Raw genomic sequence first — 26,743 nt, forward strand, 5'->3', positions numbered from 1 at the left:
CTTAGTGTTAACGGCAGCTGCAAGCTTGCCTGCTTACTTTAATGGAGGAGTAAGTTAGAGGTATATACTGCGTATTTTGTCGATATCTATGGTATCAGCCTGTTGCTCGGTCAGATATCGGCTCGCGTACTTGCTGTAAACATCGGTTTGGATAAAGAGATCAAATAGTTCCCTATCTAAATGTTGGTCTTTGACCATATTAGCCATGATGGTTAAGGCTTGGCTTATCGGTTTAGCAATTTTGTAGGGCCTGTCAGATGCTGTTAATGCTTCAAATACATCGGCAATGGCTAAGATGCGCCCCTGCAAGGGGATCTCCTCGCCTGTTAGCTGTAGAGGGTAGCCTTTACCGTCGATACGCTCATGGTGGCTGCCGGCAATAAGCGGTACATTCTTTAGGTGCTCAGGGTAGGGCAGCTGATCTAACATTAGATAGGTCTGCACAATATGCTCATTGATATTGTAGCGATCTTCCACGGTTAACGTGCCAGCTTTTACGCCTAAATTGTACAGCTCTCCTCGGTTATATTGATATTCAGGTTGCTTCATCTTGAAGTCGCGTAGCCCGTTAGTAGGCAGTATTTTTTTATCGTCCCAGCCGTAGAGGTGCTCAGCTTTATCCGCCAATACAGGTTCGCTAATCGGCAGTGTTTGTGCGATTTTTCTTGCCTGCTCTTGGTGAGAGATGCCGATATTATCTGGCAAGGTTCTGAGCCAGTGTCTCTTTGCTATTTTCTCTAGGCGTTTAAGCTTATCCTCCTCCATAAACTCAGTTCCTAAATTACATTCGGCAATAAAGGCAAACTCCTCTTCCAGAGTCTGTTTTTGTTGCTCACAATGGCTCTTAGCCTGCTGTTTATCTTGGCCTGCGAGGAGGGCTTGCAGGTAGGCGATATCAGCATCACGTTTTAGTACTTCATAACGCATTCTTATTTCATGGATTCGATCATAGACTGTCTCTAGTTTGGTGGATTTATCCATGATGAAATCTGGGGTGGAGACTTTTCCGCAGTCATGTAACCAAGCGGCGAGCCATAACTCCTCCCACTGTTTATTGTCCATGTGAAAATTGACGAAATGCTCGCTATCGAGCACGACTTTTTCGACTAACATCTTGGTCAATTCGGGAACGCGCTTGCAGTGTTCGCCTGTGTAAGCCGACTTCACATCGACGGCACTGGCGGTCATCATCACAAAAGCATGGAATAGGTTTGTCTGCTCCTCCATCGCTTCTAGGTGCTCTAGCACTAGCTCATTAAAGCCAATAAACTCCTGAATGAATTCGAGTCTGCTGCGAACATCGGCCGTTATTTTATATTCGAAGCAGATAAGTAGTGCGCCGGTATTTTGGTTATTTCGATTCATTAAGGACATCAAGAAACAGGTGTGATGTTTCTCTGCGACGAGCTCAGCTTCCTCTTTGGTTAACTCATAAATTGGCTGCTTGAAAGCGGTTGGGTTGATATCAAATAGTGCTTGCAGTTCAATGTTTTGTTTATTACCTATTCCTGCCGATAGCGAAAATTCAGCACGGGACTGACGTGAATTGATAAAGAGTAAGCAAGTGTCGGAATTTAAAATCTCCTGCACTTGAGATACCAGAGAGCGGGAGACCTCTTTAGGCTCCGTAGAGCGCGCCACACTCTTTAAATTACGGATAAAGTCGCGTAGTACCTTCTCCATTATCAACATGTTCTCATTCACTTTATCTATCTCTGCAATGCCTGAACTACGATAGGGGCGATGGGTAAAGACAAAGCGTTGAATATTATCCAGTGACTCCACGAGGAAGGTGAGCGGTTTGACAACACGGCTGGTGGCTGCAAACACGATGAGCAGTGACAAGGTCACGATCACTATAGATAACACGATTAGCTCGATGCGAAACTCATTAGAGTTGGCAAGGAGATCGTTTAACGAGATAAGGTTCACAAGGTAGAGGGTCTCGTTTTTTCCAACCATCATAGGGGTTATAATCAGCTGCCAAGATTGATCTTTCCACTCAATACTGTGGCTCTCCCCTTTAATATTTATGCTCTTTAGCGCAGGGACAAACTGGCCGATCTCCAGATCTTTTAGGGTAACCTTTTTGGTTGGATCATCGACTTTAATCGTTTGATTGCTGGCGAGCAGCCCCTCCTTCTCGGTAAAGAGAAATGTTTGAGAGTTGGTTGAGTAGGTGAGCTCTCGTAGGGCTTCATTGAGTGAGTCTAAGGTGAAGTCTGCGGCGATCACACTGCTGTTATCTAAGGTGCGTCGTGAAAACGTGATGCCAAAATGTTTGAAAAAATAGAAATAGTAGGGTTCAGTGACATTAATTTCACCGCCATTTTGGGTTTCGATAAACCAAGGTCTGACTCGGGGATCATAATTTTGGTTGTCATAGGGAAATGCGCTGATAACTTGCATCTCTTTATTGAAGAATATGCGTTTTTGCAGACCATTGAACTGATTAAAGTCCACCATGATAGCTGTGTTCTCTGGTGCATTGAGTTTAATGCTGTCACTGCGGTCATAGATAGGCCTAACCACAAACGAGTTACCATTTTTATGACCAAAATAGAGGGTTGATAGATGTGGACTATTGGCCAGAATTTTTGCCAAGGTACCTAACCACTCTGGGTTGTTAATCTCCAGCTTGGCATTGACGAAATCTGTGAACGCTAATGTATCGAGAATGGTGGTTAGCGGTGTTTCTAATAGCTCTATTTTAGCCTTAAGCACCTCTGCATGACTATCTATGATATCCCTCGAAAGGCTAGTGGTGACCTCACGTGAATGCTCGATACTCACCTTAATCAGAACAAGACTCAATAGTAGGATTATTGAAGTCGATATCCCTGTGATAAAGGTTCTGAAAGAGACGGATTTTTTCATGCTGAATTCTCAATAAACTTAGTAAGCCTTGCTCACCTAAATAAGTTTTTAATGCTGGTTAAATAATGGCAGCCAGCTTATATAGTAAATTTTCATCTCTGTCGCCATATTTTTGAGTTAGCGATCTACTTATTTGATCTATCTCAAGTTGGACTGAATTGACTTTAAAATCATCAATTGCGGGGAACGAAAAGCGTGTTTTGTCACTTTTTTGTCGCTCAACTCTGCTGTCTGTTGCTCTGTTGTTGAGAATGAAATGACCTGTTAGCAATCAAATTCAGTTCACACTGAGTAGATACTCAAAAATAGGTATGATCACAAAATACTATACAGTGAAACCTCACGCCCAAAATCAAGATTAGTATTGATTTTACTGGATTTCCTATGAGGTACCTCTCATCAATTTCCTGTCTGAATTGTTACTTTATCCAGTGAAAACTATTGGTGAACTTGAGTCATCGAGCAGATTTTCACTGTGAGTCCGTTTGATCTGAGACTGTTAACGATCTTAGTTGGGGAACAGGGTGAGTGGAGGCTTTTTGAGCGAGACTTGCTTTAGATTGGGTGTTTGATTTGGACGGCCGTTTATTATTATAACTGGATTTAACTATGGAATTTTTACTCTTCTGTCTCATCTTCTTTACCGCTTATTTAGTGGCTTTTAAGCCACATAAGCAGCGCATGGCAGATATCTGTCTGTGTGCCAGCATTGGCATGAGCATTCTTATCTGGGTGATTGCTACCTGGGGCATGTTAGTACCGGCAGGGAACCTATAAGAATATGAAAATGAAAGAATCAACTGTAAACCAAATCGTCTCCCTTGCAGCCATGGCACTGATTGCGCTGCCAGTGGGTATCGCCTGCATCATTTTAGGTTATGGATTAGGTGATACTCCCTGTATTTTATGTTGGCAAGAGCGTACTGCCATGGTGTTGGTTGCCCTGATTGCTATCTTCATTACTCGTTATGGATTAAAGCCAAAATACCTTGGTGCGCTGATTTTTGCCTCTGTTTATGGTCTGTGGGCAGGTTATCGTCATAGTTCGAACCACATCTTGAAAGACATTGGCCAAGGCTTTGGCCCAGCTATCTTTGGCGTGCACACCTATGTGTGGGTGATGGTGGTGTTCCTCGTTATCTTACTGTTTGCTGCGGTATTGCTGATGTTACAGGGCGATAAGTTAAGTGAGAAAGAGGATAAGAACAGCTGGACCTTGTTAAACCGGTCGACTGTAATGGTGTTTCTCGTGGTGATTGGTTTCAATATTGTGCAGGCGTTTAGCCAAACGGGACCTTTTCCATTTATCGGTCAGAGCGATCCCTACCGTATGACTTTCGACAGCGACAAGATTGTCTGGTCTACCGCTAACTGGCCTAAACTCTCCTCCCTATCTGCTCGTGGTAGTTACGCTATTGAGCGTCCAGACTTTGCCAATATGGCAAAGGTTGAGGGAAGTGAGGTGAGTAATCAGCGGAGCTTGAACGCTTTGAGGACACAAAACCTACCAAGTGAGATCACTGGCGTGGCGACTGGGATAAGTTATAGCCCCAACAGTGATATCTATGCCGTGGTGACCAGCGATAACTGGGTACACTTTCTCAACGGTAAATTGGATAAAGTGTTAGCCTCTGTGATGATTGATGGTGCTTTCTCGGTCGAGATATCTAACCTCACAGGTGTTGCCTTTGATGGTGATAACAGCGTTGTTGTTACCGCAGATCATAAGAGCTATGTGCGTCTTGAATACGATCCATTAGCAAAAATTGCCGACAGTTACTGGTTGTTTATGGATGGCACAGATGGCGTGAAGGAGTTGAAACGTAGTCGCTTCTCAACTGTCCGTGCTAAGTATAACTATATCGGCAGTTTAGGCTGGGATGCTGCGACTCAAGAGTATGTCACTGTGACACTGCCGGCTAAAGTGCGTAATAACTTTGTGATCTCTCGTTTCAGCAATCAAGATTTTGAGCTCAACAGTGAAGCTAAAATTATCAACTCTGCAGAAACCTTTCCTATGGTGACAGGTTTAGCCATCGAGCAAGATAAGGCTTACCTGTTAAACCACAGTGCTAAGCAAGTTTTAGAGATGACGATGGCAACCAATAGTATTGATGCTGCGTATAGCTTTGAGGGGGTGAGTAATCCTCAAGGTTTGACCTTAGTGAACGGTGAGTTTACCGTGCTTAATGGGGCGCAAGGTCAAAACTCAGTGAGCTTTTTTAAATAGTGTAATCGATTAAGCTTTTATAGATTGGAGAGCTAGCTGTACAGATTGTGTTAGTACTTGTGTGACTCTCGAAAGAGCCCTTGGTTGTGACTACCAAGGGCTTTTTATTGGATAAGGTATAGGGCTACTTTAGCTTAAATACCACCTCAACTCTGTCTGTGATGGTGACTTGCCCTTGCTGATAACTCTCTGCGGCATCGAACTTAGGACTCGCTGCATTCATTCTTAGCATGACAGGTTGAACCGGATGTTGCTCGAAATAACGGATCTCCCATACACCATCTAGCTTTTCACCAAAGCCTTTAGCTAGGGAGCTCGCCTTGTTTTTGGCATCAAGAATCGCAGCTTGACGAGCCTTTTCGACATAATCAGCCTCTTTACTGGTTTTAAGGGCGATATTGTTAATGCGATTTATTCCCTCTTCAAGGGCTGAGTCTAAGATATTGTTCAGGCGAGCTAGCTCTTTGACCTTGACTGTTATCTGCCTGCTTGCGTTGTAGCCAACCAGTTCGGCAGGCTTATCTTTTTGGTAGTGATATTGAGGCTGAAGATTCAGGTTTGCACTCTGGATATCTGCTCGTTCGACTCCTGCCGCTTTTAAACGCTCGATAAATTTAGCGACCGCGGTATCTGAAAGCATCTTAGCTCCCTTGGCTGTTTTATCTTTAATGGCAACCTGAACATTAATTTCGGCCATATCAGCTTCGACAGCCAGCTGGCTGACTCCGACGGTTTCAAGATGAGGAAAGCTAACTTCACTGGCCTGTAGCAGTGGAGCGGCCAAGATGCTTGCGCTGAGAAATGTACTTGTCAGTAGATTTGATAAAAGTGAACGCTTCATAGGAACTCCAAAATAATCATATTTAATCATGTGTTTAACGGCTTGCGCTTGCATCAGCTTCAGTTGTAGAGCTTATTCTGGCCGTTTGTTGAAGGTATAAACGGTGAAAGATAGAGAAAGGGTTAATCTTTTATTTAGGTCGAGTGGACGGTTTTCGATTTCGGTGTCATTGGATAAACGTGGGCTAAGGACTATTTTTAATAGAGTGACTGAACCTTAAGGAGCAGATATGCAGACAACTTTACTGTTATTGGTATTTTTTGTTGTTGCGATATTGCTTGGGATTATGCTGCGCAAGCTTTTAAAAAATACGGCCATTCCCTATTCGGTTGCGCTGCTAACTTTGGGGATGTTGATAGGAGGGAGCTTAAGTTTTGAAACCCAGCTGCCTGTGGTTAATGAGCTAAAAGCATCATTTGTGCTTGCTAGTCAGTTAGATGCTAACCTTATTATGTTTATCTTCTTACCAGCTTTAGTGTTTGAGTCTGCCTTCTCTCTTGAGGTCCACCTCTTTAAACGTATGTTCTCACAAATTGCTGTATTGGCTATCCCTGGCATGGTGATCTGCACCTTAATTACCGCTCTTTTGTGCTTAACGGTATTGCCTTGGAACTGGTCTATTGGTGCGGCCTTGATGTTTGGTGCGATAGTGAGCGCGACCGATCCTGTGGCTGTGGTCTCTTTGCTTAAAGAGATGTGTTCACGAGCTCGCTTGCAAACCCTTATCGAAGGGGAGTCCCTGCTTAATGATGGTACCGCTATTGTACTTTTTACGCTGTTTCTCTCCCTTGCAACCCAAGTACAGCCCGAATTTGAAACCAGTGAGGTGATCATTGAGTTTGTTCGTGTCGTCTCGATTGGGGTGATAATCGGGACTGTGGTTGCGGTGATAAGCTTGATGTTTATCGGTTCTCTATTTAACGATAGTTTAATTGAGATAGCGCTGACGCTGGTTTTACCCTATCTGGTTTTTTACGTTTCTGAACACATTTTTCATGCATCGGGCGTGGTGAGTGTGGTGACCTTGGCATTGATCTACGCAGGCCCCGGAAGGACACGATTTTCTCCTGAGGTGATGGAGCATCTACACCATTTCTGGCATACCCTCTCTTTTCTATTTAATACCCTGATATTCATCTTAGTTGGCTTAGTGGTGTCGACGCGGTTAGGTTTAGCGGATTTAGCGAACTGGGAGTATCTGGCAGTTATCTTCTTAGGCATATTGATTATTAGAGGCGGCGTTATTTTAGGGCTAATGCCTATCTTAGCGCGCATAGGGATAGGGCTTACTAAGGAGAAATCAGTTGTATTGATTTGGGGTGGCTTAAGGGGGGCTGTGTCGCTAGCTCTTGCCTTAATTGTGGCAACTAATGAATCTTTAGATATTCAACTTAGGGATCAGGTACTTTTTTTAACGGCTGGCATAGTGGTACTAACCATAGTGGTGAACGGCTCAAGTATGCGGTTTGTGATGGGGAAACTGGGCTTGGATAAACTGCCGAAAGCCAAGCAGCAAACCTTTGCCAAGGTACAGCATAAGATCTCCAATGAGATGGTATCGATGAGGAGCAAGCTTCAGAGTGATGAGTATCTTAAGTCTGTTAACTGGCCCCTTGTAGACAGAAATATTGTGTCTGTGGGGGAGGAATATGAGGAGGAGATAGACACTCAAGTTGAGTATTTACGAAAGCTTCTGGAGTCTGAGCGGCAGTTTTATTGGAACCAATTTGCTAAAGGGTTATTGAGTAAAGATGCGACGCATATTTTGGTCGATGCCATAGAGAAAGCGTTGGATGGAACGCCTCAGGTGTGGCCAAGAACCTCAATCGTGAAGCATTGGAAGATCCCACAGTGGTCAATTCGATGCCGTACTATCCCTGTTATTGGGACTTATGCCCGCGCGGCTAACTATAAGCAACACATGATTATATTTGAGAGTGCACGGGGACTGTTTGAGGCCAGTGAATATATTAAAGAATTGGCTCCTAGTTTGTCGTTAGCGCCAGAGCAACTTAAGCTTGCACTGGAACAGGTTGAGCAGGTCAATCATTTCGCTAAAACCACCTTAGCTGATTTTCGGGAACAATCTCCCCATTTAGTGGAGCGTGTCGAGTCCTATCTTGCATTAAGGATACTGCTCAACACTGAGCGTAAAATGATCCAAACCTTGACCCATGACGGTATGATCTCAGAAACCGATGCTGAGAAACTGATTGAAACCGTAGAGCTTAAGATGCATCAAAGTAAGAAGCAGAGTCAGCTGATTTAAGCTAAATATTACTTAATAAGTTGAGTTAGCATAAAGAGGAGTCGTTGAGTTTTACGTTTTAAGTTAGCAAGCTGCTGCGCCATTTTACTATGAACCTGTTCCACCTGCTGGGAGTTTGTAAATTTAGGCGTTCCTGTTTCGACACGGTTACGCCCATTCTGTTTGGCGGTATAAAGTAACAGATCCACCGCGTTGGATAGTTCAGAAAAGCTCTGCTCTTTACTTGCCTCAACCACCCCAAAGCTGGATGTGATAGTGAAAGGCTCACCTTTGAGGGAGACAAAGCGTAAACTTTCTATCTTTAACCTAAGGTCTTCAGCGATATCAGATGCTTGTTGTAAATTAGTATTGGGGAGTAAGATCATAAACTCTTCGCCGCCAATTCGGGCGCAGATATCTTTCTCTCTAACATTATTGATAAATAGTGTAGCGACCTTAACCAGCACCTCATCACCGACTATGTGGCCATATGAATCATTAACCACTTTAAAAAGATCAATATCTAGCAATATGCATGACAGAGGAGTGGTGTTATCTGGCTTATTAAGACTCAGTAACTTATGGGATAGATAGCGCCGATTATAGAGGTTAGTAAGGCTGTCAGTATTGGCTATTCTCCCCCATCGGATCCGGCGACGGTTGATCCAGAGTGCGGCTAATGAGGCAAGAGTTGCGGAAACAATAGCAAAGAAAATTAATACATTCAGATATTCAATCTCATCTTCACTGTTTTCCAGCTCTAAAGTGTGCAGCACATTGTTCCAGCTCAGTTGCTGATTTTCAGCTTTCAACCTCTCCAATTTATAGAGGAGTTTCTGTCTCTCTAGGTTATCAAGCTGCTCATCGGCACTAAATTGGCTAAAACTCTCTTGATAATTGAGTAGGGTAAGGTAAGCATTTTTAAAGTCACCTAATCCATAATAAGCTTTGGAAGCCGCCAAATGAAGTTGCAATTCTGAACGATTGAGTGAGCGATATTTATTGAGCTTTGGAAGTAGTGTTGAGAGGAGAACTAAAGCTCCTTGGAAGTTTTTGTTGATAAGTTTTTTGTTAACTTTAAGTAGGTTGAGTTTACTAATGAAATATCGGGTGTGTTCACGTTCACTCAAGCCTTCACTTGCTCGTAAATATTGTTTCATTCGCTCGGTTTCTCCCCTGTTTAACAGGAGCTCTGCTATCTGTAGGTTGATGCGGAAACGATGAAATCCATCACCTAAAACTTGAGCTAAAGTAAGTGCTTGAAGGTATTCTTGTATCGCTTTTTCATCTTGCCCCTGTTTCTTAGCTAGCTCAGCTATATCCATCTTTACCAATAACTGGTTAAAGGCCATTTTTCGTTTTTTGAAAAAGAGATAAGACTGTTCTAGCAATAACTCAGCTTTATCGAAGCCATTAAGATTCAGTAGTACCCCACCTAAATTTGATGATATGCGCTTAAGTAGCACCTGATCATCGGTCTGCTTGGCAGTCTCCAATGAACTCATTAGGGCTGCCATTGAGATGTCATACTCCTCATTATCTCGGTATGCCTGACCCTTTACCAATAGGAATTCGGCTGTGGTCGCGGGATCATTAAAAGACTCTGCAGCCTCAAGTAGGCTGTTTAGTTGTGATAGAACCAGTTGATTCTTTCCTTGCATCAACAGAGCTTGAATTAACCTGAGTTTGAGCTGAAATTGCTCCGCTTTAAATTCCGGCTTACCTTCCACATAAATCATCCCCTTTTCTGAGGCATTGATAGCCTGCTCTGCCTCATTTAGGAGAAGTGCTGCACTGGCTCTGAGAATAAAATATCTCACTAACAAGGGAGGAGGCTGCTTCTTTTTTAACTCAACTGCTTCCATATCGATAAGGCGAGCTTGGGCCTTGATAGGTAGTGAATAGAGTTGATCTTCTATGCTATTTAGATTTCGTGAAAAACTGGAATTAGAGGGTGTGGCTAAGCTGGGTAGGCTGTAGAGGAAAAAGATTAGAAGTAGGAGACGCATTGTTTTACCTTGAGAAGCTGGTGGGAAAGTAAAAATGTATGCCTCTCTAATAGACTGCATTTTCATATGTATCGAGCTATTTTCCGTTCTGTTAACCGCAATCTATTAAGTCGTTATAACCGCTAAAATAAAGCCTAGTAAGCTCACGGTATAAAGTCTAAATCTTAGGGTAATAAGCCACATAAATAATGGGAGTTAGATGTTTTGTTTGCTCGTTGAGTTTTGACTAGCTTGAACAACAACTCATCTTGCTGCGCATATTGTATGCTTTTTAAGAGAGTATACAAATATTGATACACAAAAAATTGCTGGATAAATTTGAAGCCTTTAACAGAAGAAACTACGTTTAACTAAGGTATTGAGCATTTTAAATGTGAAAGTTCGTGAGCAAACAGGGATATCTCAATGGGGTTTAGTGGCGGGACGTTAAGTAAGGCTAATGTAGTTATCTGTGATGATTCGATAACTAATGTGCTTGTGATGAATGAGATGCTTAAGTCCATCGATATGGATCTGAGTATCACAAGTATTACCGATCCTCGTAAGGTGATGGGTGAACTCGAGTTTGATGTGATGTTAGTGATCCTCGATTTGGAGATGCCTTACCTTAATGGCTATCAGGTATTGGAGCAGATCAGAGCTATCTACAGCTCTGAGCAGTTACCCGTTATTGTTGTCAGTGGATTAAGTGATCAAAAATCCCATATAAAAGCATTAAAAGGCGGGGCAAATGACTTTGTTTGCAAACCCTTTAATGAGTATGAGCTTAAGCTAAGGGTGATGAATCAACTTAATATTATACAAGCTTTACGATTACAATCCCATTTGAATCAAGAGCTTGAAAAACGAGTGCAGCAACGGACTTTTGAACTTGATCAGGCCACAGAGTTTCTTATCAACAAATTGGCTATCGTTGCTGAGCTGCATGATGAAACCACAGGTAAACATATTATTAGGGTAGGTAAGTATTCAGGCTTGCTAGCACGCAAGTTAGGCTTAAATGAACAGATAGCTTATATGATAGAGAAAGCTGCACCTATGCATGATATAGGTAAGATAATGATCTCTCATGATATTTTGGTTAAACCTGACAAGCTTAGCGACAGTGAGTTTCAACATATGCAGCAACATGTAGATAAGGTCAATATATTATTTGATGACCACCCCTCAATGATGATCCAGATGGCTCAATCTATTGCCATACATCACCACGAAAAATGGGATGGTTCTGGATACAGCAAAGGCCTTAAAGGACAGTCTATCCCCATTGAAGGGCGAATCGTGTGTATTGCAGATGTTTTTGACGCGTTAACGACTAAGCGTCCCTATAAACCTGCTTGGACGTTTGATGATTCGATCGATTACATCAAAGAGAATGCTGGGAGAGATTTTGATCCACAATTGGTGGACCTTTTTGTCGAAAGTATTCCTGAAATTAAGGCGATTCAGGAAGAGTATAAAGATGATTGATATTTGATTGATATTTGCTCAGGAGTTATTGTTATAAACAAAACTGATAGGGGAGTTACAGTTTGTTACGGCATTACAATGGGTTTACCTTAATCGAACTTGTGGTAGTTATCATCATATTGGGAGTGTTAAGTGTCATTGCTGCACCTAAATTTATCTCTTTAAATAAAGATGCAAAAGTGGCTGTTCTTGAGGGGGCTAGAGGCGCACTTTCTACAGCCAATAGTTTCAGTTACTCTAAGGCTGCACTGCAGGGTCAGGAGTTGGTGGATGCTTCGGTACTGAATATTGATATGGACAGCGATGGTACCGCAGATTTAATTGGCTATTATGGTTTAATTAAGTTTGTCGTCTCGGCTAAAGAGTACGCGGGGTTAGATGATGATTTAACCATTAGTAAGCATTATGGCGGTACTGGTCCAACTCTCCCTCATTTTCTTATCTCCTTTACCGACAATCCAGCTTCTGCTGTGACTCAATGTTTTTTATCAGTCTATTACCCAGATACTGCTGGCGGTAGTGTCACCTATGAGTTAGTCACAGAAGATTGTTAGTGCTGTGGTTGACTCCCTTTCTCTCTTTTTGCATAGCGCTGTTTCATTTTAGTTTAATAACTCTAAATTAAATAATGCTTATATAATCTAAATCCTCTTTATTATTATATGGTTACATTTGTCTTCTGCTGTTTGGTAACATTGACTTTAAGCTGTAATATCGTTTTAATAGTATAAAATAACAGTGAACGATAAATAGAGCTCTTGATATGTCTGGTTTTTTGCGTAAACACAGTGGATTTACTCTGATTGAGTTGGTGGTTGTCATCATCATCTTAGGGATTTTAGCGGTTGTGGCTGCACCCAAGTTTATGAATTTGAGCCGAGATGCAAAAGTGAGTAGCGTTGAGAGCTTTTTAGGCGACATGAAGTCAATGACTAATTTATTACATGCTAAAGCTCAGATACAAGGCAAGCTTGGAGATCAAGATAGAGTCGATACCGATTATGGCGTTTACGAGTTTTGGCGTGGGTACCCAGAAAATAAGAGTGAAGCCACTAACCCTAATCTCTATTTTCTCGAAGCCTTCTTTGGTCTGACAGGGGCCATTTCAGAAGATAAAACTAATTCCCGCCGTATTGTTTCCTATGGTGATTTGAGCGTTTATGAAGATAATGGTAATTCACGTATAGGTTACGGAACCGGCACTCTCATCGCTGATAAATGCTATGCCAGTTATAATCACACAGGTACTACTCAAAGTTTTACTATAGACACAGATGGCTGCTAAACAGTAGCGAACTTACCGCAGGTAATAGATAACACTGATACATCAACATTGACTTAGGTTTCAATGATATTCCTCCAGATAATGCTGTATGGCCCACAGTAAAGTTATTTAAACCATAGTTAACTGACAATGGTGCTCCTTCCCGTTAGAATACCAATCAAATTATTTCTCATCAGAGCACTTACCCGATGCATGTACATATTCTTGGTATCTGTGGCACCTTTATGGGCGGACTTGCGCTATTAGCACGAGCTGAAGGGCACAAGGTTACCGGTAGCGATACCAATGTTTATCCACCGATGAGCACCCAACTCGAGGAGCAAGGTATCGAGTTGATTCAGGGATTCGATCCAGTCCAACTTGGGGAGAGTGAAGATGATGCCCCAGACTTAGTGGTGATAGGCAATGCCATGAGTCGGGGTAATACCTGTGTAGAAGCAGTACTGAACCGTGGTATTCGTTACACCTCTGGGCCGCAGTTTTTAGCTGAGCATATTTTGAAAGATCGTTGGGTGTTAGCCGTATCGGGTACACATGGGAAGACGTCGACGTCAAGCATGTTGGCTTGGATATTGGAGGATTGCGGCTATGAGCCTGGGTTTTTAATTGGCGGTGTGCCACAAAACTTTGGCGTATCTGCACGTACGGGAAATTCGCCCTTTTTTGTGGTGGAAGCCGATGAATATGACAGTGCCTTTTTTGATAAGCGATCTAAGTTTGTCCATTATCAGCCGCGTACTTTAGTGATCAATAATCTCGAGTTTGATCATGCAGATATTTTCGATGATCTCAAAGCAATTCAACGCCAGTTTAATCATGTCATACGTACGGTTCCCGGTGAAGGAAAGATCATTTGGCCGAAGGAGAGCCAAGCGGTTACTGAGGTGATTAAGATGGGCTGCTGGAGTGAACAGGAGCTCTATTCAAGCTCTGCTGATACTAGCCAGGCGGGTTGGTCGACAAAGTTGATTGCCGATGATGGTCATCAGTTTGAGTTATTCTTTGACGGAGTGTCTCAAGGAATCTTAGATTGGCAGCTTATTGGTCAACACAATGTTGAAAATGCCACTATGGCGATAGCCGCTGCACGCCATGTTGGGGTAAAACCTCAAGCCGCTATCGAAGCACTCGTTAAGTTTCAACCACCAAAGCGCCGAATGGAGCTGATTGGTTCTGTCAATGGCATAGAGGTTTATGATGATTTTGCTCATCACCCTACTGCGATTGCGACAACCCTACAGGGCACCCGTGCTAAAGTGGGCGAAGGTAAGATCACCATTATTTTAGAGCCTAGATCAAACACCATGAAGAGCGGTGTTCACAAGGATACCTTAGCGGGTTCAATGGCACTGGCGAATGAAGCATATCTTTACCAAGCTGATAATATCGACTGGGATTTAGCTTCGGCGATGAAAAAAGCTGAGCTACCGGTAAGAGTGCTATATGAGATAGATGAGATAGTTGAAACTGTAGCTGAGAAAGCAGAGCCGGGGGATACCATTGTTGTGATGAGTAATGGTGGTTTTGGTGGTCTGCACCAGAAATTATTGAAGAAGCTAAATGCTAAGCGTTAAAACTATTTATTGAGACTTTATGAACTACCCAAGAAAAACCAAATCTATTAGTTTGGCATGGACTGGTGCTTCCGGTGCCCCTTATGGGCTCAAGCTACTGGAATGTTTGTTAGTGGCCGATTATCAGGTGTTCTTGATGATCTCTAGCGCGGCGCGTGTGGTACTCGCTACTGAGCAGGGAGTAAAGCTCAGTGCAAATAGTGACAAAGCGAAAGGGCAGCTTCTAGCTTATTTTGCCAATCTCGGTGTGGAGTTTACTGGTGAACTTCACCTCTTGGGTAAAGATGAGTGGTTTTCGCCTCCGGCTTCTGGCTCTGCAGCCCCTAAGCAGATGGTGATCTGTCCTTGTAGTACGGGAACATTAGCTTCAGTTGCTACGGGAATGAGCAATAGTTTGCTCGAACGTGCGGCTGATGTCGTGATAAAAGAGCGGGGACAACTACTGCTTGTTCCAAGAGAAACTCCCTTTAGTTCTATACATTTAGAGCATATGTTGTCACTGTCTCGCTTGGGCGTCACTATTATGCCTGCCTCTCCTGGCTTTTATCATGATCCCAAATCGATTCAAGATCTGGTAAACTTCATGGTCGCTCGGATCCTTGACCATCTGGGCGTGGAACACGAATTAACAAATCGCTGGGGTTATGAGCAAAACACCTCAAGTGATCGCACCAAGTAAGATATCTTATAAGGCTATGCTGAGAGCACTATGAAACACACGATTGAAGAGATGATCTCTGTTGAAGAGATTGACCAGAAACTGGATCTGCTGGCTGAGCAGATCAATGCACATTACGCCGATAGCGAACGCCTTCTTATGGTGGGTCTGCTTAAGGGGTCTGTGGTATTTATGGCGGATCTTTGTCGTCGTATTAAAGGCCATGTAGAGATCGACTTTATGTCTGTTTCTAGTTATGGCAACGCTATGACGAGTACTCGTGAAGTAAAAATTCTCAAAGACGTGCAATCTGATATCAAGGGGCGCGACGTTTTAATCGTTGAAGATCTTATCGATTCAGGTAACACATTGAATAAGATCCGTGAAATGTTGACTCTGCGTGAGCCTAAGAGTCTGGCATTGTGTACTCTGCTTGATAAGCCTGAGCGTCGTGAAATCGATGTGCCAGTCGATTTTATCGGTTTTACTATTCCTGATGAGTTTATCGTTGGATATGGTATCGATTACGCTGAGCAGTACCGCAACTTACCCTATATCGCTAAAGTGATCCCATTAGAGTAAGTCACTTATTATTTATTAAAAATCCCGCTTAATGCGGGTTTTTTTTACTCGAATGCCCCAATGTATACCCAAACAACTTCAAGGTGCAGGACTCAGCATGTCGAGGTCGCTTGGGTATATTAGAAAAATCAGTTAAAGCTGGAATTAGGATAGACAATGTCGAACAGAGAGTATGCCTTAGTTATCGACTCCCTTAAGAAAACCTATAAGGGTGGAGTTGAGGCTGTCAAAGGGGTGAGTTTAAAGGTCAACAGGGGAGATTTTTTTGCCCTTTTAGGCCCAAATGGAGCTGGGAAATCCACAACAATTGGTGTCATTAGTTCCTTAGTGCAGAAAACATCGGGCAAGGTTTGTGTGTTTGAGCATGATATCGATAGTGAGCTAGAGTTGGCTAAGCTCTGCATTGGGTTAGTGCCTCAGGAGTTTAACTTTAATCAGTTTGAGAAAGTGCTTCAGATAGTAGTTAACCAAGCGGGTTATTACGGCGTATCACGCACTGTTGCGATGGAGCGTGCTGAGAAATATCTGACACAGTTAGATCTGTGGGAAAAGCGTAATACTCCTGCCCGTGAGCTGTCCGGTGGTATGAAAAGGCGACTTATGATTGCTCGAGCTCTGATGCATGAGCCTAAGCTACTCATCTTGGATGAGCCAACCGCTGGTGTCGATATTGAGCTGAGACGTTCAATGTGGACATTTTTGACCGAGCTTAATAAGCAAGGCGTGACAATTATTTTGACGACTCACTATCTTGAGGAAGCTGAGATGCTGTGTCGCAATATCGGTATCATAGATAAGGGAGTATTGGTTGAGTGTACCAGTATGAAATCTCTATTAAGCCGCTTAAACTTGGAGACCTTTATTTTAGATTTAGGCACAGATCTGACTCAAGAACCTAAATTTGAAGGCTTTAGTAGTCGCCTAACCGATGAACATACTTTAGAGGTTGATGTGGCTAAAGAGCAGAGCATTAATAGTGTATTTTCCCAGCTAAGTGAGCAGGGGATTGAGGTGTTGTCTATGCGAAATAAAGCAAACCGCTTAGAGGAGCTGTTTGTGGAGTTGGTGGAACGAGGCTCGCTTGGAGCTGAGAGCACAAAGGATAAACCCGTCTCGACCCAGGGGGCTAGCGCATGAATATGAAAACCCTCTATGCCACGGCATTTAAGAGTATATTAACGAAAGAGATAAACCGATTTACCCGGATTTGGGTGCAGACGCTAGTGCCGCCAGCGATCAGTATGACTCTCTATTTTCTTATCTTCGGTAACTTAGTGGGTAAGCGGATTGGTGAGATGGGCGGAGTATCCTATATGGAGTTTATCGCGCCGGGTCTTATTATGATGTCGGTGATCACAGCATCTTACTCTAATGTGGCCTCCTCATTTTTTAGTGCTAAGTTCCAGCGTAATCTAGAGGAGCTTATCGTGGCTCCTGTGCCCCATTATGTGATTATTGCCGGTTACGTTGGTGGTGGCGTGGCTCGCGGATTATGTGTGGGTACCATAGTGACTTTAGTGGCGCTCTGTTTTGTGGATATCAGTATACAGCATGTAGGGTTGGTGGCGATCACTGTGCTGCTAACAGCCATTTTGTTTGCGTTGGGCGGCTTGATTAATGCGATTTTTGCCAAGAGTTATGATGATATCAGTATCGTGCCCACCTTTGTGTTGACCCCTTTAACCTACTTGGGCGGCGTATTCTATTCTCTCTCCCTGCTACCTGATTTCTGGCAAGGGGTGTCGCAACTCAATCCCGTAGTTTATATGATCAATGTATTTCGTTATGGCTTCTTAGGGTACGCAGATATGAGCATACCTCTCTCTATCGCCGTGATGGTGGTTTTTTGCGTTAGTTTGTGGGCCGTGGCCTACTACTTAATCAGCCGTGGGATTGGGTTGAGGAGTTAAAGGAGGAAAGCTGCGAGTGTCGAGTTTCTGCTTAAGAAATGTAACTCGGCACTCGCGATGTTTTAATGCTCATTATTTTAAATAACGAATTATTTCAGCCCTATTTTCTCTTTTCTTCATTAAATTTTACTCACCGAATTGGTTAGTCTTGCTCTGTATCGCCAAGAAAACTATCTGTTGATGACCAATATTTTCCTTTTTCAAGTTAATTAAGCAATAAAAAACCTCTGTAGAGCGCGAGTAACGGCCTAAAAATAGATATTTTTTAATGGGACGTTATGGGAATGATTTATATAAATATACTTATATATCAATATTTTTTATGTTTAACCTCCCCGGTGTTACATCCCTGTTCATTCCTCTTAATAGCCCCTAACGCTCCTATCCATCATGGCTTCAATGTCGCTTAATGAAGTCAGCCCCGAAGTTGTTCAATCTATAAATACAAAGTGAGAATGACTTTACGGCATAACTAAAAAACTAAGCATATATAAATTGAAATGAGGATCTAACCATGAACACAAATAACAAGATTGAACTAATTGAAGAAGCACTATTAGAGAATGTTTCTGGCGGCCGTGAAGAAGCATTTTGTATCGAACTTTGCCTTGAGTTTTGCTTATCTATCTGTTTTGACGATTAAATAAAACTTAGCTTTTAATCCAGAGAAAATTTCATTTAACAAATAACAAAAGGATTTACCCATGAATACAAATAACAAGATTGAACTAATTGAAGAAGCACTGTTAGAGAATGTTTCTGGTGGTCGTGAAGAAGCATTCTGTTTCGAACTTTGTTTTGAGTTTTGTCTATCTATCTGTTTTGACGACTAAATAAAACTTAGATTTTAGTTGAGTTACACATTTAATCAATAATTTAAAAAGGATTTACCCATGAACACAAATAACAAGATTGAGCTAATTGAAGAAGCACTGTTAGAGAACGTATCTGGTGGTCGTGAAGAAGCATTCTGTTTCGAGCTTTGTTTCGAGTTTTGTCTATCAATTTGTTTCGATGACTAAATAAAGTCCAAGGCTAATGTCCGGAATGTTTATTGTTCCGGGCATCCAGTCTGAAAAGGAGATATATCATGGATAAAACAACACTAAATGAGGTACTTGCCTACAGTAATCCTGCAGTTGAAAAACGTTTTATGGATATTTATGGCACAGATGAAGCAGCCACAAGTGTGATTTTTAATAGTGCCAAGAAATGGCTTTGGCTCTGCTATCAAAGACGCCAATTGGGGTTAGATGCCAAGCTGTCTATCGACACTCCTCTTTTAGTGATCGATGAGATGTGGCACAACTTTATTCTCTTCTCTAATGATTACCTAAGTTTCTGTAAACGTTTTTTTGGTCACTACATTCACCATATGCCTACCACAAAGGCGATGGAGAAGGAGCTAAGAGACTCTATGAAAGGAAAAGAGCCTCAAGTTTTTGCTCAGGAGATGTTAGCTAAGAAGCGTTGGCAATATGAGTTTGTGTATGACCAGTTAGGAAAAGAGGAGTTTCTGCTTTGGTATAAGGAGTATCCCAAGAAATATACCCCAAATGCTTTATTAAACTCAGCTTTGAAACACCAGAGTGTGGCGGATAAAGAATCGGTACTTATCCCTGAACTGAGTCAACTTACTCAGAAAGCGAGTTAGGTTTAAGGCCCTTTAGTCATTGTTCCTATTAAGGAGATTATCATGGAAAAAATTAAGACAGATCACCAGCAAACACAAGATGAAAAGTTTGAATTAATTGAAGAGCAGCTGCTGATAAATATTGCTGGTGGTCGCTCCGCCTCTTTTTGTTCTGAACCCTGTTTACCAGGTTTTTGTTTACCCGGAGAAGATCTCTGTATTTCGGAGTAATTCACCCTATTTTACTCATTTGGAGGCAATATGAATAACTCAAATTTAGAAGCGGTACTCGCATATCAGAATAGCGATGTGACCGATAGGTTTATCAAATTATACGGCGTTAAAGAGTCAGAAGCAGTTGAGATATTTGAAGATGTGAAGCGTTGGCTTTGGATGGCATCAGAAACACAAAAGTCAGTGAATAAGCCCGTTGTGATAGACAGTGCACTCGTGGTACTCGATGAGATGTGGCATAACTTTATGCTGTTTACCCGTGACTATGGTCAGTTCTGTAAAGAGTATTTTGGTGGGTATATCCATCACTCGCCAATGACCGCTGATGGAATGTCCATGGCAGAGAGTGAATTAAAAGGCTTATCTATCGCTGAGCGCAAAGCGGCATTGATGGAGAAGAAGCGTTGGCAATATGAGTTTATCTATGACCAGTTAGGTGAGCAGGTATTTATGCGTTGGTATAAGCAGTACCCACAGCGTTATACCTCTAAGAGCTTATGTGAGATGGCATTAAACACTGAGCTCAAACGAAGTGAGTCATTGCAGCTGGAGTTGGCTCGCCGCAGTGCTGAGCTTTCTGATGCGGCTTAATTTATACATAGGATTAAAGGAGGCCTGTCATGGAAGAGCTAAGTCCATCTAAACAGCTATTTAGAAAAGAGGTTTTAGAGAGAGGTGATAGCAACTCTCTAGGGACCGTTTTTCTAAGACAGCCTAAAGAGTATCAATGGATAGCCATTTTAATGTTTTTGGTTGTCTCTGGTTTGCTGGTTTTTCTCTTTGTCGGCACTTACACCAAGTACGCGGATGTATTTGGCGTGATCACCGTCGACAAAGGGCTAGTTAAGGTGAGTGCAAGACGGGAGGGGCAGATTATTGAGCAGCTGGTAGAGCAGGGGGATTCAGTCACTAAAGGCGATCTTCTTTATGTTATCTCCACCGATAGACACAGCTCATTCGATCAGAACTTAGATCAAACTATCTTGACTCAGCAGATGGAACTTCAGTCCTCTTTAGAGCGAGATCTTAAGATTGCTGAGGAGGCGTCAGGTCTAGAGTTGGCGCTTATTAAAAGCAAAATTTTGTCGAAAACCACAGAGATTGAGCAGATCAATGCGCAGTTAGCGATATACGATCAAAGGGTTGAACTCTCAGGGGCGGGGTTGGCCCGTAATGAAAAGCTGTTAAAGGCGGGCCATACAAATCAGGCTCAGCTAGATAAGGTGATTGAGGAGCATCTAGCGCTGAAGTCTAAGCGTAATGATCTGTTGATGAAGCTTAACTCTACTCAGTCTCTGTTAGCTGAGTTAACTAATGAACTTGAACTAAAGCCAGGGATCTTCAAAGAGAAGCATAATCGTCTCAAACGTAATTTGATTGAAAATAAACAGAGGATCACAGAGGTCTCATCCAATATCGATTACCGGATCTATGCACCGCTAACTGGGGTGATAGGCAGTCAATTGACCCATGTCGGTGAGTTTGTACGTCCTGGAAATACTATGGTGAGCCTGATCCCACAAGGCTCTAAGCTACAAGCTGAGCTTTATGTTCCTGCAACCTCAATAGGTTTTATTAAGCCTGCTCAAGAGGTTTCAATGCGCTATAGCGCTTTCCCCTACCAACATTTTGGCCTACATAGTGGCAGGGTGCTGAGTGTCTCTAAGGTGATCTCCCTTCCAGAGGAGTTAGAGACCAGTGTTGAGCTAACTGGAGCGGTTTATAAGGTGATCGTAGGGTTAGATTCGCAATCGGTGAGCGCACAAGGTGAGGAGCTTAGTTTAGGGGTTGGGATGGAGCTGGAAGCCAGTGTAAAACTGGAAAATCGTAGCTTAGTTCAATGGATTTTAGAACCAATTTATAGCTTGAGGAACAGATAGATGCCATCTCTTATCGATAGAATAAATTTTTCAGGCGGCAATCAATTACCGGTCATTCAGCAGACTGAATCAGCAGAGTGTGGCTTGGCCTGTATGGCGATGATTGCCAGTTATTATGGCCACAATACCGACATGTTTCAGTTGCGCCAGCTTCATAGGGTGTCGATGAAGGGCTCGACACTAAAAGGGATGACAGAGATTGCATCCAAAGTTGGCTTAACCCACAGGGCGCTTAAGTGTGAACTTGATGCCGTTCACCAGCTTAAAACACCCTGTATTTTGCATTGGAACATGGATCATTTCGTTGTGTTGAAGAAGGTATCGGGTAACCGTTATCATCTGCATGACCCTGCTTTGGGAGAGCGAGTTTGCACTAAAGAGGAGCTCTCATCGAGCTTTACCGGTGTTGCGATGGAGTTTACCCCTTCAGGAAGCTTTACGGCTCAGGAGGAACCACCTAAGGCCACTCTCTCCTCTTTCTGGTCTAATCTTGTGGGTTGGAAGCGCTCTCTACTAACTGTTTTTCTATTTTCTATGTTGTTGCAGGCGTTTATCTTAGTTACGCCCATCTATATGCAGCTAACTGTGGATGATGTGCTTATCTCCAACGATTACAGTTTGATGAATATTTTAGCTTTCGGTTTTGGTGGTGTGCTGCTGTTACAAGCCCTCTCTACTGCATTGCGGTCTTTGGTGATCATGCTTTTAGGTAATCAACTCTCCCTGCAGATGAACTCTAATTTAGTGCGGCACCTGTTTAAGCTGCCAATGGACTTTTTTGAGAAGCGTCATATAGGGGATGTTGTCTCACGTTTTAGATCTTTGGATTCTTTAAAAAATCTGTTAACTACCACATTAATTGAGAGCTTGGTTGATGGGCTTATCGTTATCGGCCTTTTGGTGATGATGTATATCTACAGTGTCGATCTGATGTTGTTGGTGCTATCGGCTTCTGCTCTATATCTGATTGTCCGCTCTATCTCCTATCAAAAGCTTAGAAGCGTTAGCCGAGAGAATATTGTTTGTACTGCAAAGAAAGACAGTAACTTTATGGAGTCGGTTAGAGGGATCCAGAGCATTAAGCTGTTTACCAAGGAGAGCGATAGACTGAATCTGTTTGATAACTATAACGTGGACACCGCCAATACCTCGATAAAGGTGGAGCGTCTGCGAGTACTCTTTAGTTGGACAAGTATGCTTATCTTCGGTTTGGAAAATATTCTGGTTATCTACTTTGGTGCATCCATGGTGATGGAAAACCTGCTTACGGTAGGTATGTTACTAGCCTTTGTTTCCTACAAGACTCAGTTTGAACAGAAGATAAGTAACCTTATCGATAAGTATATTGAATTTAAGATGTGCTCTCTTCACCTTGAGCGTCTTGGTGATATTACCTTGACCAAAGAGGAGGCGGATCTCGGTGAGTTGGATGAGGAGTTTGAAGTCACAGGGTCTTTGAAGATGAATAAGATCTGCTTTAGCTACTCAGATGAAGATCCCGATGTGCTGAGTGAGATTAACCTCACTGTTAGCCCTGGAGAGTCTGTGGCGATTGTCGGGCCATCAGGTTGTGGCAAGAGTACCTTGATGAAGGTGATGCTAGGGTTGCTGAAACCTACATCGGGTGCCGTGATGGTTGATGGCCAAGATATCAGAAAGACAGGTTTGCTAAACTTCAGAAATCAAATTGCCAGCGTGCTACAAAATGACCAGCTCCTATCGGGAACTATCATGGAGAATATTAGTTTCTTCAGTCAAGATCCTGATAAAAGTTGGGCGGAGGAGTGTGCACAGTTAGCCGGGATCCATAAAGATATTTTGATGCTACCTATGGGTTATCGCTCACTCATTGGCGATATGGGGTCATCACTTTCTGGAGGACAAATTCAGCGGTTACTCTTGGCAAGAGCGCTTTATAAACGCCCTAAGATCCTCTTTTTAGATGAAGCCACATCGAGCTTGGATCTTCATGCTGAGCAACACGTGAATAACTCGATACGTAAGCTGAATATTACTCGGGTGATGATTGCCCACAGGCCGCAAACAATCATGTCAGCTGATCGCATCATTAAGTTTGTTAAAGGTGAATGCATTGAGGTGAACAAAGAGGATTATGGCAAAGCTAGGAGAGTCGATAATCTTCCCACCCATACGATGCCAGTCGCCTCTGGTGCAAGGTAAACTTTAGGTTGATACTCTGTACGGCATTAACAGATAGCTGGTTGCCTGTTAATGCTCAGTACAACTATCTTCATCACTGCTCGGGTTTTTACTGTCAATGATCGCCTTTCTTTTAATATTATTTTGAAAGGTTTTTAAATTAGTCTCTAACTCCTCTCGGTAGAGACTTTTCCCTTCGCATTTCTGCAATACGTAGTTACAGGTGCGCACCACAGAGCGCCATCTGGGTTTCTGTGGCAGGGTATTGAGGCCAAAATAGCGCTCCATGGCTCTGGCCCTTATACGGCCATCATCGATGCCGACACTCCAAATTTTACTCTGTTGGGCGAGTTCTAGCTTACCTGTTTGAGTCGACTCCTCCCACATCTGTAGGGCTAAGTGCATCAACTCTACCAGTTGAAGTCTGATCTGTTCCGCCTGTTCACTCTCACTTAAGTTAGACGTTGATGAAGGAGAGCTTGGTGAGCCTTGCTTTGTTACTGGCTCAGTGGCTGGAGTCTCTAGCTCTGCGACTGTGTGGGTTATCTCTGATGGCTCAATGTTCTCTTTGCTTGCTCTGTGAATGCCCCTATTTCGTCTGATAATGAAGATATAACTAGAGAGAAAAATAATCAGTGTGGCCAAGATAAGGATAGAGATTTTGCCTACTTCTAAGTTCGATGAGTCAGCGGCTTCAAAGGTAAAAGTGCTGCGGATATTCTTCGAATGTATGGTGTTCTTCAGTGTCAGTTGTGAGTTGAGGGTATCGGCATAGATACGCCAGTATTTACTCGATGCTTCATAATCTTCAACTTGCTCACTAAGCTCGGCCATCGCCGTATAAAGCTGCTTCTGAAATGGATACTCCTTGTGTTGATTGACCTGTTCGAAAGCCTTTTCATAGTTTTCGGCTGCTTTGTCGAGTTGATCTCTCTTCTCCCATATTAGACCTTGAACAAACCAGTATTTAGGATTCTTTTCTGAGGATTGGATCAAGTTGGTTGTGAGTCTGGATTGGTTTAACCAATATTGTGCTTGCTCAGTTGACACACTGTTGACTGATATCTCTGCCAGTAAAATATAGATCTCAGCTAAAAACCTAAAAGAGTTGAGCTGTTTCAGGCTCTCAACGGATTGAGTTAACAGTTCGATAGCTTTGTCTGGATCACCGTTTAATTGAAAGGTCTCGCCTAAATTGGAAAGAGTAAGGGCGGCTTGAAGCTCACGGCCTAATCGAGTGTAGATGGTATAAGCATTTCGGTATGAGACGATAGCTTCATTGTAATCGCCTTTATCTTTATAGACAGAGCCTAAATTGTTAAGGACACTGGCTTGTCCTAGTTCATTACTTTCAGCGGTATGAATGTCGTAACTTTTTAAGAGTAAGCTGGTGCTGGTCTCAAGATCGCCATAGATATGGTAAATATTAGCCAGATCATTATAACCAAGTGCAATAAAGGAGCTGTTCTTTAATTTTATCGATAAACTGAGCGCTTGCTCAAAAGCATTAAAAGCCTGTTCATATTCCCTTTGATGAAAATAGATAACTCCCAACTGCCTATTTACTTTGATCTGTTCGATTTCGCTAATCTTACTATATTCATTGAGGAGTTGGCTGAGGATATTTTTAGCTGAGTTGAGATCCCCTGTCTGTTGATATAGCTTTGAAAGGGAAAGTGAGAGGGTGTAATACTCAGCAGAATCATGGGCAGTGTCATTGAGTTGCCGTTGGCAAATTAAGATCTTTTGACTGGTATCTTTTATCTCATTATTACTGATTAAACAGGACTCAGCATAGACCTCCGAGTTAAAGAGAAGACCAAGCGTAAACACTAGATAGCTGACCAAGCTATAGTGAAGATGTTTGAACATACCGACTTATCCTTGTTAATTTTTCATCTGTCATCAGGGCTCATGTTGAACTTTTGTTCAATCTTAGGCTTTATTTGGGGCAATTCTGCTTGTTTTTTCTCCACTGTTTATTGGGTGGGTTTTGAATTTTTAGTCTTATATTTTAATAGTTTATTTTACTAACAACCCCCAAAGTTTTTAGATAATCAACCTTACAAAACCCTCAAATCGTCCTTACTTATAACGTTAAAATGTATCAGATTGGTGACTCGAACGGTATGCGATTAACCTATTGTTAACACATCGGGTGTGGGATGGGTAGCAGTCAACCGGGTGTTATAGGGAAAATATACTGCTAATGGGCAGTGATATCATTTAAGGATTAGAGAAATGAAAACATTAATGAACAGTGAGAGCACAACAAGCCAAACTTCTGCAAAGCCTGACAAAGCTCAAGATAATAGAATCACTATTATTGAAGATGCACTATTAGAGTCGGTATCAGGCGGTAATGTCGCTGATGATGGGATCTGTATTGGTCACCAGTTTTGTGAAATACCACCACATAATGACCGTGGTTAATATAGAGTGAATAATCGTTAGAGTGAAGAGTGGCGTAATTAATACTGCTTGGTATTATTGCGCTTCTTTGTTTTCTTGCTCCATGACTATCTGCTCCTTACGGGTATTAAGCAGAGAGATAATTTTATTATTACCCGCTATCATCTCATTATAATAGCTGTTTACTTCAGCGGTCTCTGCAAGATATTCGGGATCTTTAGTATCTTTCTTTTGCCAATAGTTTTTACGCTTTATTTTCTGCAATGCGTTTGTTCTTAAAATCTCAAAATAACTATTTTCTTGATTCAAGCGATAGACTTCAGCCTTGAGCTGCTTAAGTTGTTGCTCCTTAGGCATAGTGTCTTCGGTGAGAAGTTGATGTATCGGATCGATTATTTTTTCACGTTTATCTGAATCGGTTTCGGTTGTTATCCCTAATTGAAATTCAATTTTTCGTTGGCTAAACTCTTTTGGGCAGACAGTTTGACTGAATACAATTTTTTCGCCTTTAATGCATTTATAGATCACATTCGCTTGTGCTGAGTGCACTATAAAAAGGCTGATGATGGTGACTATCACGCTCGCATTTGCCATTCGGCTGCACATCCTATCTATTGCCCTTTAAATCGTTATTTAAGTACGTAAGAGGTACCTAAGTGAGACATTATTGTCAGTATCTAAGGAGTATTAAACTGGTTAATTCTAAATACTATGGCGTAACTTAGGCGATAAAACCAGTT

Annotated in this window: 25 protein-coding genes; 20 read left to right on the forward strand and 5 right to left on the reverse strand. The window is 42.4% G+C overall.

Annotated features, from left to right (window positions below; genetic code table 11):
- Nucleotides 1–54 precede the first annotated feature (54 nt).
- Nucleotides 55–2,877: an HD domain-containing phosphohydrolase gene (locus K0625_RS10670; RefSeq protein ID WP_220109669.1), complete on the reverse strand. Its 2,823-nt coding sequence runs from the start codon at nt 2,875–2,877 to the stop codon at nt 55–57.
- A gap of 609 nt (nt 2,878–3,486) precedes the next feature.
- On the opposite strand from K0625_RS10670, the gene K0625_RS10675 reads away from it, so the two are divergent.
- On the forward strand, nt 3,487–3,654 hold the full coding sequence (locus tag K0625_RS10675; RefSeq protein ID WP_181950469.1) for a hypothetical protein: 168 nt from the start codon (nt 3,487–3,489) through the stop codon (nt 3,652–3,654).
- Nucleotides 3,655–3,664: 10 nt separating this feature from the next.
- Nucleotides 3,665–5,107: a disulfide bond formation protein B gene (locus tag K0625_RS10680; protein WP_232847029.1), complete on the forward strand. Its 1,443-nt coding sequence runs from the start codon at nt 3,665–3,667 to the stop codon at nt 5,105–5,107.
- A gap of 124 nt (nt 5,108–5,231) precedes the next feature.
- Here the strand turns inward: K0625_RS10680 and K0625_RS10685 are convergent, their stop codons facing one another.
- Entirely contained in the window at nt 5,232–5,948 is a 717-nt protein-coding gene (locus K0625_RS10685; RefSeq protein ID WP_220109671.1) for an oxidative stress defense protein, read from the reverse strand.
- A 229-nt stretch (nt 5,949–6,177) separates the two neighbouring features.
- On the opposite strand from K0625_RS10685, the gene K0625_RS10690 reads away from it, so the two are divergent.
- Nucleotides 6,178–8,217: a cation:proton antiporter gene (locus K0625_RS10690; RefSeq protein WP_220109672.1), complete on the forward strand. Its 2,040-nt coding sequence runs from the start codon at nt 6,178–6,180 to the stop codon at nt 8,215–8,217.
- 8 nt (nt 8,218–8,225) lie between these two features.
- Here K0625_RS10690 and K0625_RS10695 read toward each other — a convergent pair whose 3' ends face one another.
- Nucleotides 8,226–10,205: a GGDEF domain-containing protein gene (locus K0625_RS10695; RefSeq protein WP_220109673.1), complete on the reverse strand. Its 1,980-nt coding sequence runs from the start codon at nt 10,203–10,205 to the stop codon at nt 8,226–8,228.
- Between the two features lie 405 nt (nt 10,206–10,610).
- Between K0625_RS10695 and K0625_RS10700 the strand changes: the two genes are divergently transcribed.
- The 16 genes from K0625_RS10700 (at nt 10,611) to K0625_RS10760 (ending at nt 23,612) form a co-directional block, all read left to right on the forward strand.
- Entirely contained in the window at nt 10,611–11,675 is a 1,065-nt protein-coding gene (locus K0625_RS10700; protein ID WP_220109674.1) for an HD-GYP domain-containing protein, read from the forward strand.
- 62 nt (nt 11,676–11,737) lie between these two features.
- Nucleotides 11,738–12,229 (forward strand): type II secretion system protein, encoded by a 492-nt coding sequence (locus K0625_RS24680; protein ID WP_220109675.1) that lies wholly within the window; start codon nt 11,738–11,740, stop codon nt 12,227–12,229.
- A 209-nt stretch (nt 12,230–12,438) separates the two neighbouring features.
- Entirely contained in the window at nt 12,439–12,960 is a 522-nt protein-coding gene (locus K0625_RS10710) for a prepilin-type N-terminal cleavage/methylation domain-containing protein (protein WP_220109676.1), read from the forward strand.
- Nucleotides 12,961–13,148: 188 nt separating this feature from the next.
- A complete protein-coding gene (mpl, locus tag K0625_RS10715; RefSeq protein WP_220109677.1) occupies nt 13,149–14,534 on the forward strand; it encodes a UDP-N-acetylmuramate:L-alanyl-gamma-D-glutamyl-meso-diaminopimelate ligase in 1,386 nt (461 codons plus the stop codon).
- A gap of 19 nt (nt 14,535–14,553) precedes the next feature.
- Nucleotides 14,554–15,213, forward strand: coding sequence for a flavin prenyltransferase UbiX (locus K0625_RS10720; protein ID WP_220109678.1), 660 nt, complete (start codon nt 14,554–14,556; stop codon nt 15,211–15,213).
- Nucleotides 15,214–15,243: 30 nt separating this feature from the next.
- Nucleotides 15,244–15,774, forward strand: coding sequence for a hypoxanthine phosphoribosyltransferase (hpt, locus tag K0625_RS10725; RefSeq protein WP_012326408.1), 531 nt, complete (start codon nt 15,244–15,246; stop codon nt 15,772–15,774).
- 156 nt (nt 15,775–15,930) lie between these two features.
- Nucleotides 15,931–16,911: an ABC transporter ATP-binding protein gene (locus K0625_RS10730; protein ID WP_220109679.1), complete on the forward strand. Its 981-nt coding sequence runs from the start codon at nt 15,931–15,933 to the stop codon at nt 16,909–16,911.
- Nucleotides 16,912–16,913: 2 nt separating this feature from the next.
- Nucleotides 16,914–17,684, forward strand: coding sequence for an ABC transporter permease (locus K0625_RS10735; RefSeq protein ID WP_220109771.1), 771 nt, complete (start codon nt 16,914–16,916; stop codon nt 17,682–17,684).
- A gap of 514 nt (nt 17,685–18,198) precedes the next feature.
- A complete protein-coding gene (locus K0625_RS24685) occupies nt 18,199–18,327 on the forward strand; it encodes a hypothetical protein (protein ID WP_012326404.1) in 129 nt (42 codons plus the stop codon).
- Nucleotides 18,328–18,388: 61 nt separating this feature from the next.
- A complete protein-coding gene (locus K0625_RS24690; protein WP_012326403.1) occupies nt 18,389–18,517 on the forward strand; it encodes a hypothetical protein in 129 nt (42 codons plus the stop codon).
- Between the two features lie 60 nt (nt 18,518–18,577).
- A complete protein-coding gene (locus K0625_RS24695; RefSeq protein WP_012326403.1) occupies nt 18,578–18,706 on the forward strand; it encodes a hypothetical protein in 129 nt (42 codons plus the stop codon).
- Between the two features lie 68 nt (nt 18,707–18,774).
- A complete protein-coding gene (locus tag K0625_RS10740) occupies nt 18,775–19,338 on the forward strand; it encodes a UCP032817 domain-containing protein (protein ID WP_220109680.1) in 564 nt (187 codons plus the stop codon).
- A gap of 42 nt (nt 19,339–19,380) precedes the next feature.
- Nucleotides 19,381–19,548: a hypothetical protein gene (locus tag K0625_RS10745; protein ID WP_220109681.1), complete on the forward strand. Its 168-nt coding sequence runs from the start codon at nt 19,381–19,383 to the stop codon at nt 19,546–19,548.
- 30 nt (nt 19,549–19,578) lie between these two features.
- A complete protein-coding gene (locus tag K0625_RS10750) occupies nt 19,579–20,142 on the forward strand; it encodes a UCP032817 domain-containing protein (protein ID WP_220109682.1) in 564 nt (187 codons plus the stop codon).
- Nucleotides 20,143–20,171: 29 nt separating this feature from the next.
- Nucleotides 20,172–21,431 carry an HlyD family secretion protein gene (locus tag K0625_RS10755; RefSeq protein WP_220109683.1) on the forward strand — a complete coding sequence of 420 codons (1,260 nt, stop codon included), beginning with the start codon at nt 20,172–20,174 and terminating at the stop codon, nt 21,429–21,431.
- Nucleotides 21,432–23,612 carry a peptidase domain-containing ABC transporter gene (locus tag K0625_RS10760; protein WP_220109684.1) on the forward strand — a complete coding sequence of 727 codons (2,181 nt, stop codon included), beginning with the start codon at nt 21,432–21,434 and terminating at the stop codon, nt 23,610–23,612. It begins immediately after the preceding gene.
- A gap of 48 nt (nt 23,613–23,660) precedes the next feature.
- Here K0625_RS10760 and K0625_RS10765 read toward each other — a convergent pair whose 3' ends face one another.
- The gene (locus tag K0625_RS10765; RefSeq protein WP_220109685.1) at nt 23,661–25,463 is read right to left on the reverse strand and encodes a tetratricopeptide repeat protein; all 1,803 of its coding nucleotides are present in this window, start codon (nt 25,461–25,463) and stop codon (nt 23,661–23,663) included.
- A 369-nt stretch (nt 25,464–25,832) separates the two neighbouring features.
- On the opposite strand from K0625_RS10765, the gene K0625_RS10770 reads away from it, so the two are divergent.
- A complete protein-coding gene (locus K0625_RS10770) occupies nt 25,833–26,024 on the forward strand; it encodes a hypothetical protein (protein ID WP_220109686.1) in 192 nt (63 codons plus the stop codon).
- Nucleotides 26,025–26,078: 54 nt separating this feature from the next.
- Here the strand turns inward: K0625_RS10770 and K0625_RS10775 are convergent, their stop codons facing one another.
- Nucleotides 26,079–26,597, reverse strand: a complete 519-nt coding sequence (locus K0625_RS10775) for a DUF4124 domain-containing protein (protein WP_220109687.1) — start codon at nt 26,595–26,597, stop codon at nt 26,079–26,081.
- Nucleotides 26,598–26,743 lie beyond the last annotated feature (146 nt).

Source organism: Shewanella nanhaiensis, from assembly GCF_019457885.1.
In the GTDB taxonomy this organism is placed as follows: domain Bacteria; phylum Pseudomonadota; class Gammaproteobacteria; order Enterobacterales; family Shewanellaceae; genus Shewanella; species Shewanella nanhaiensis.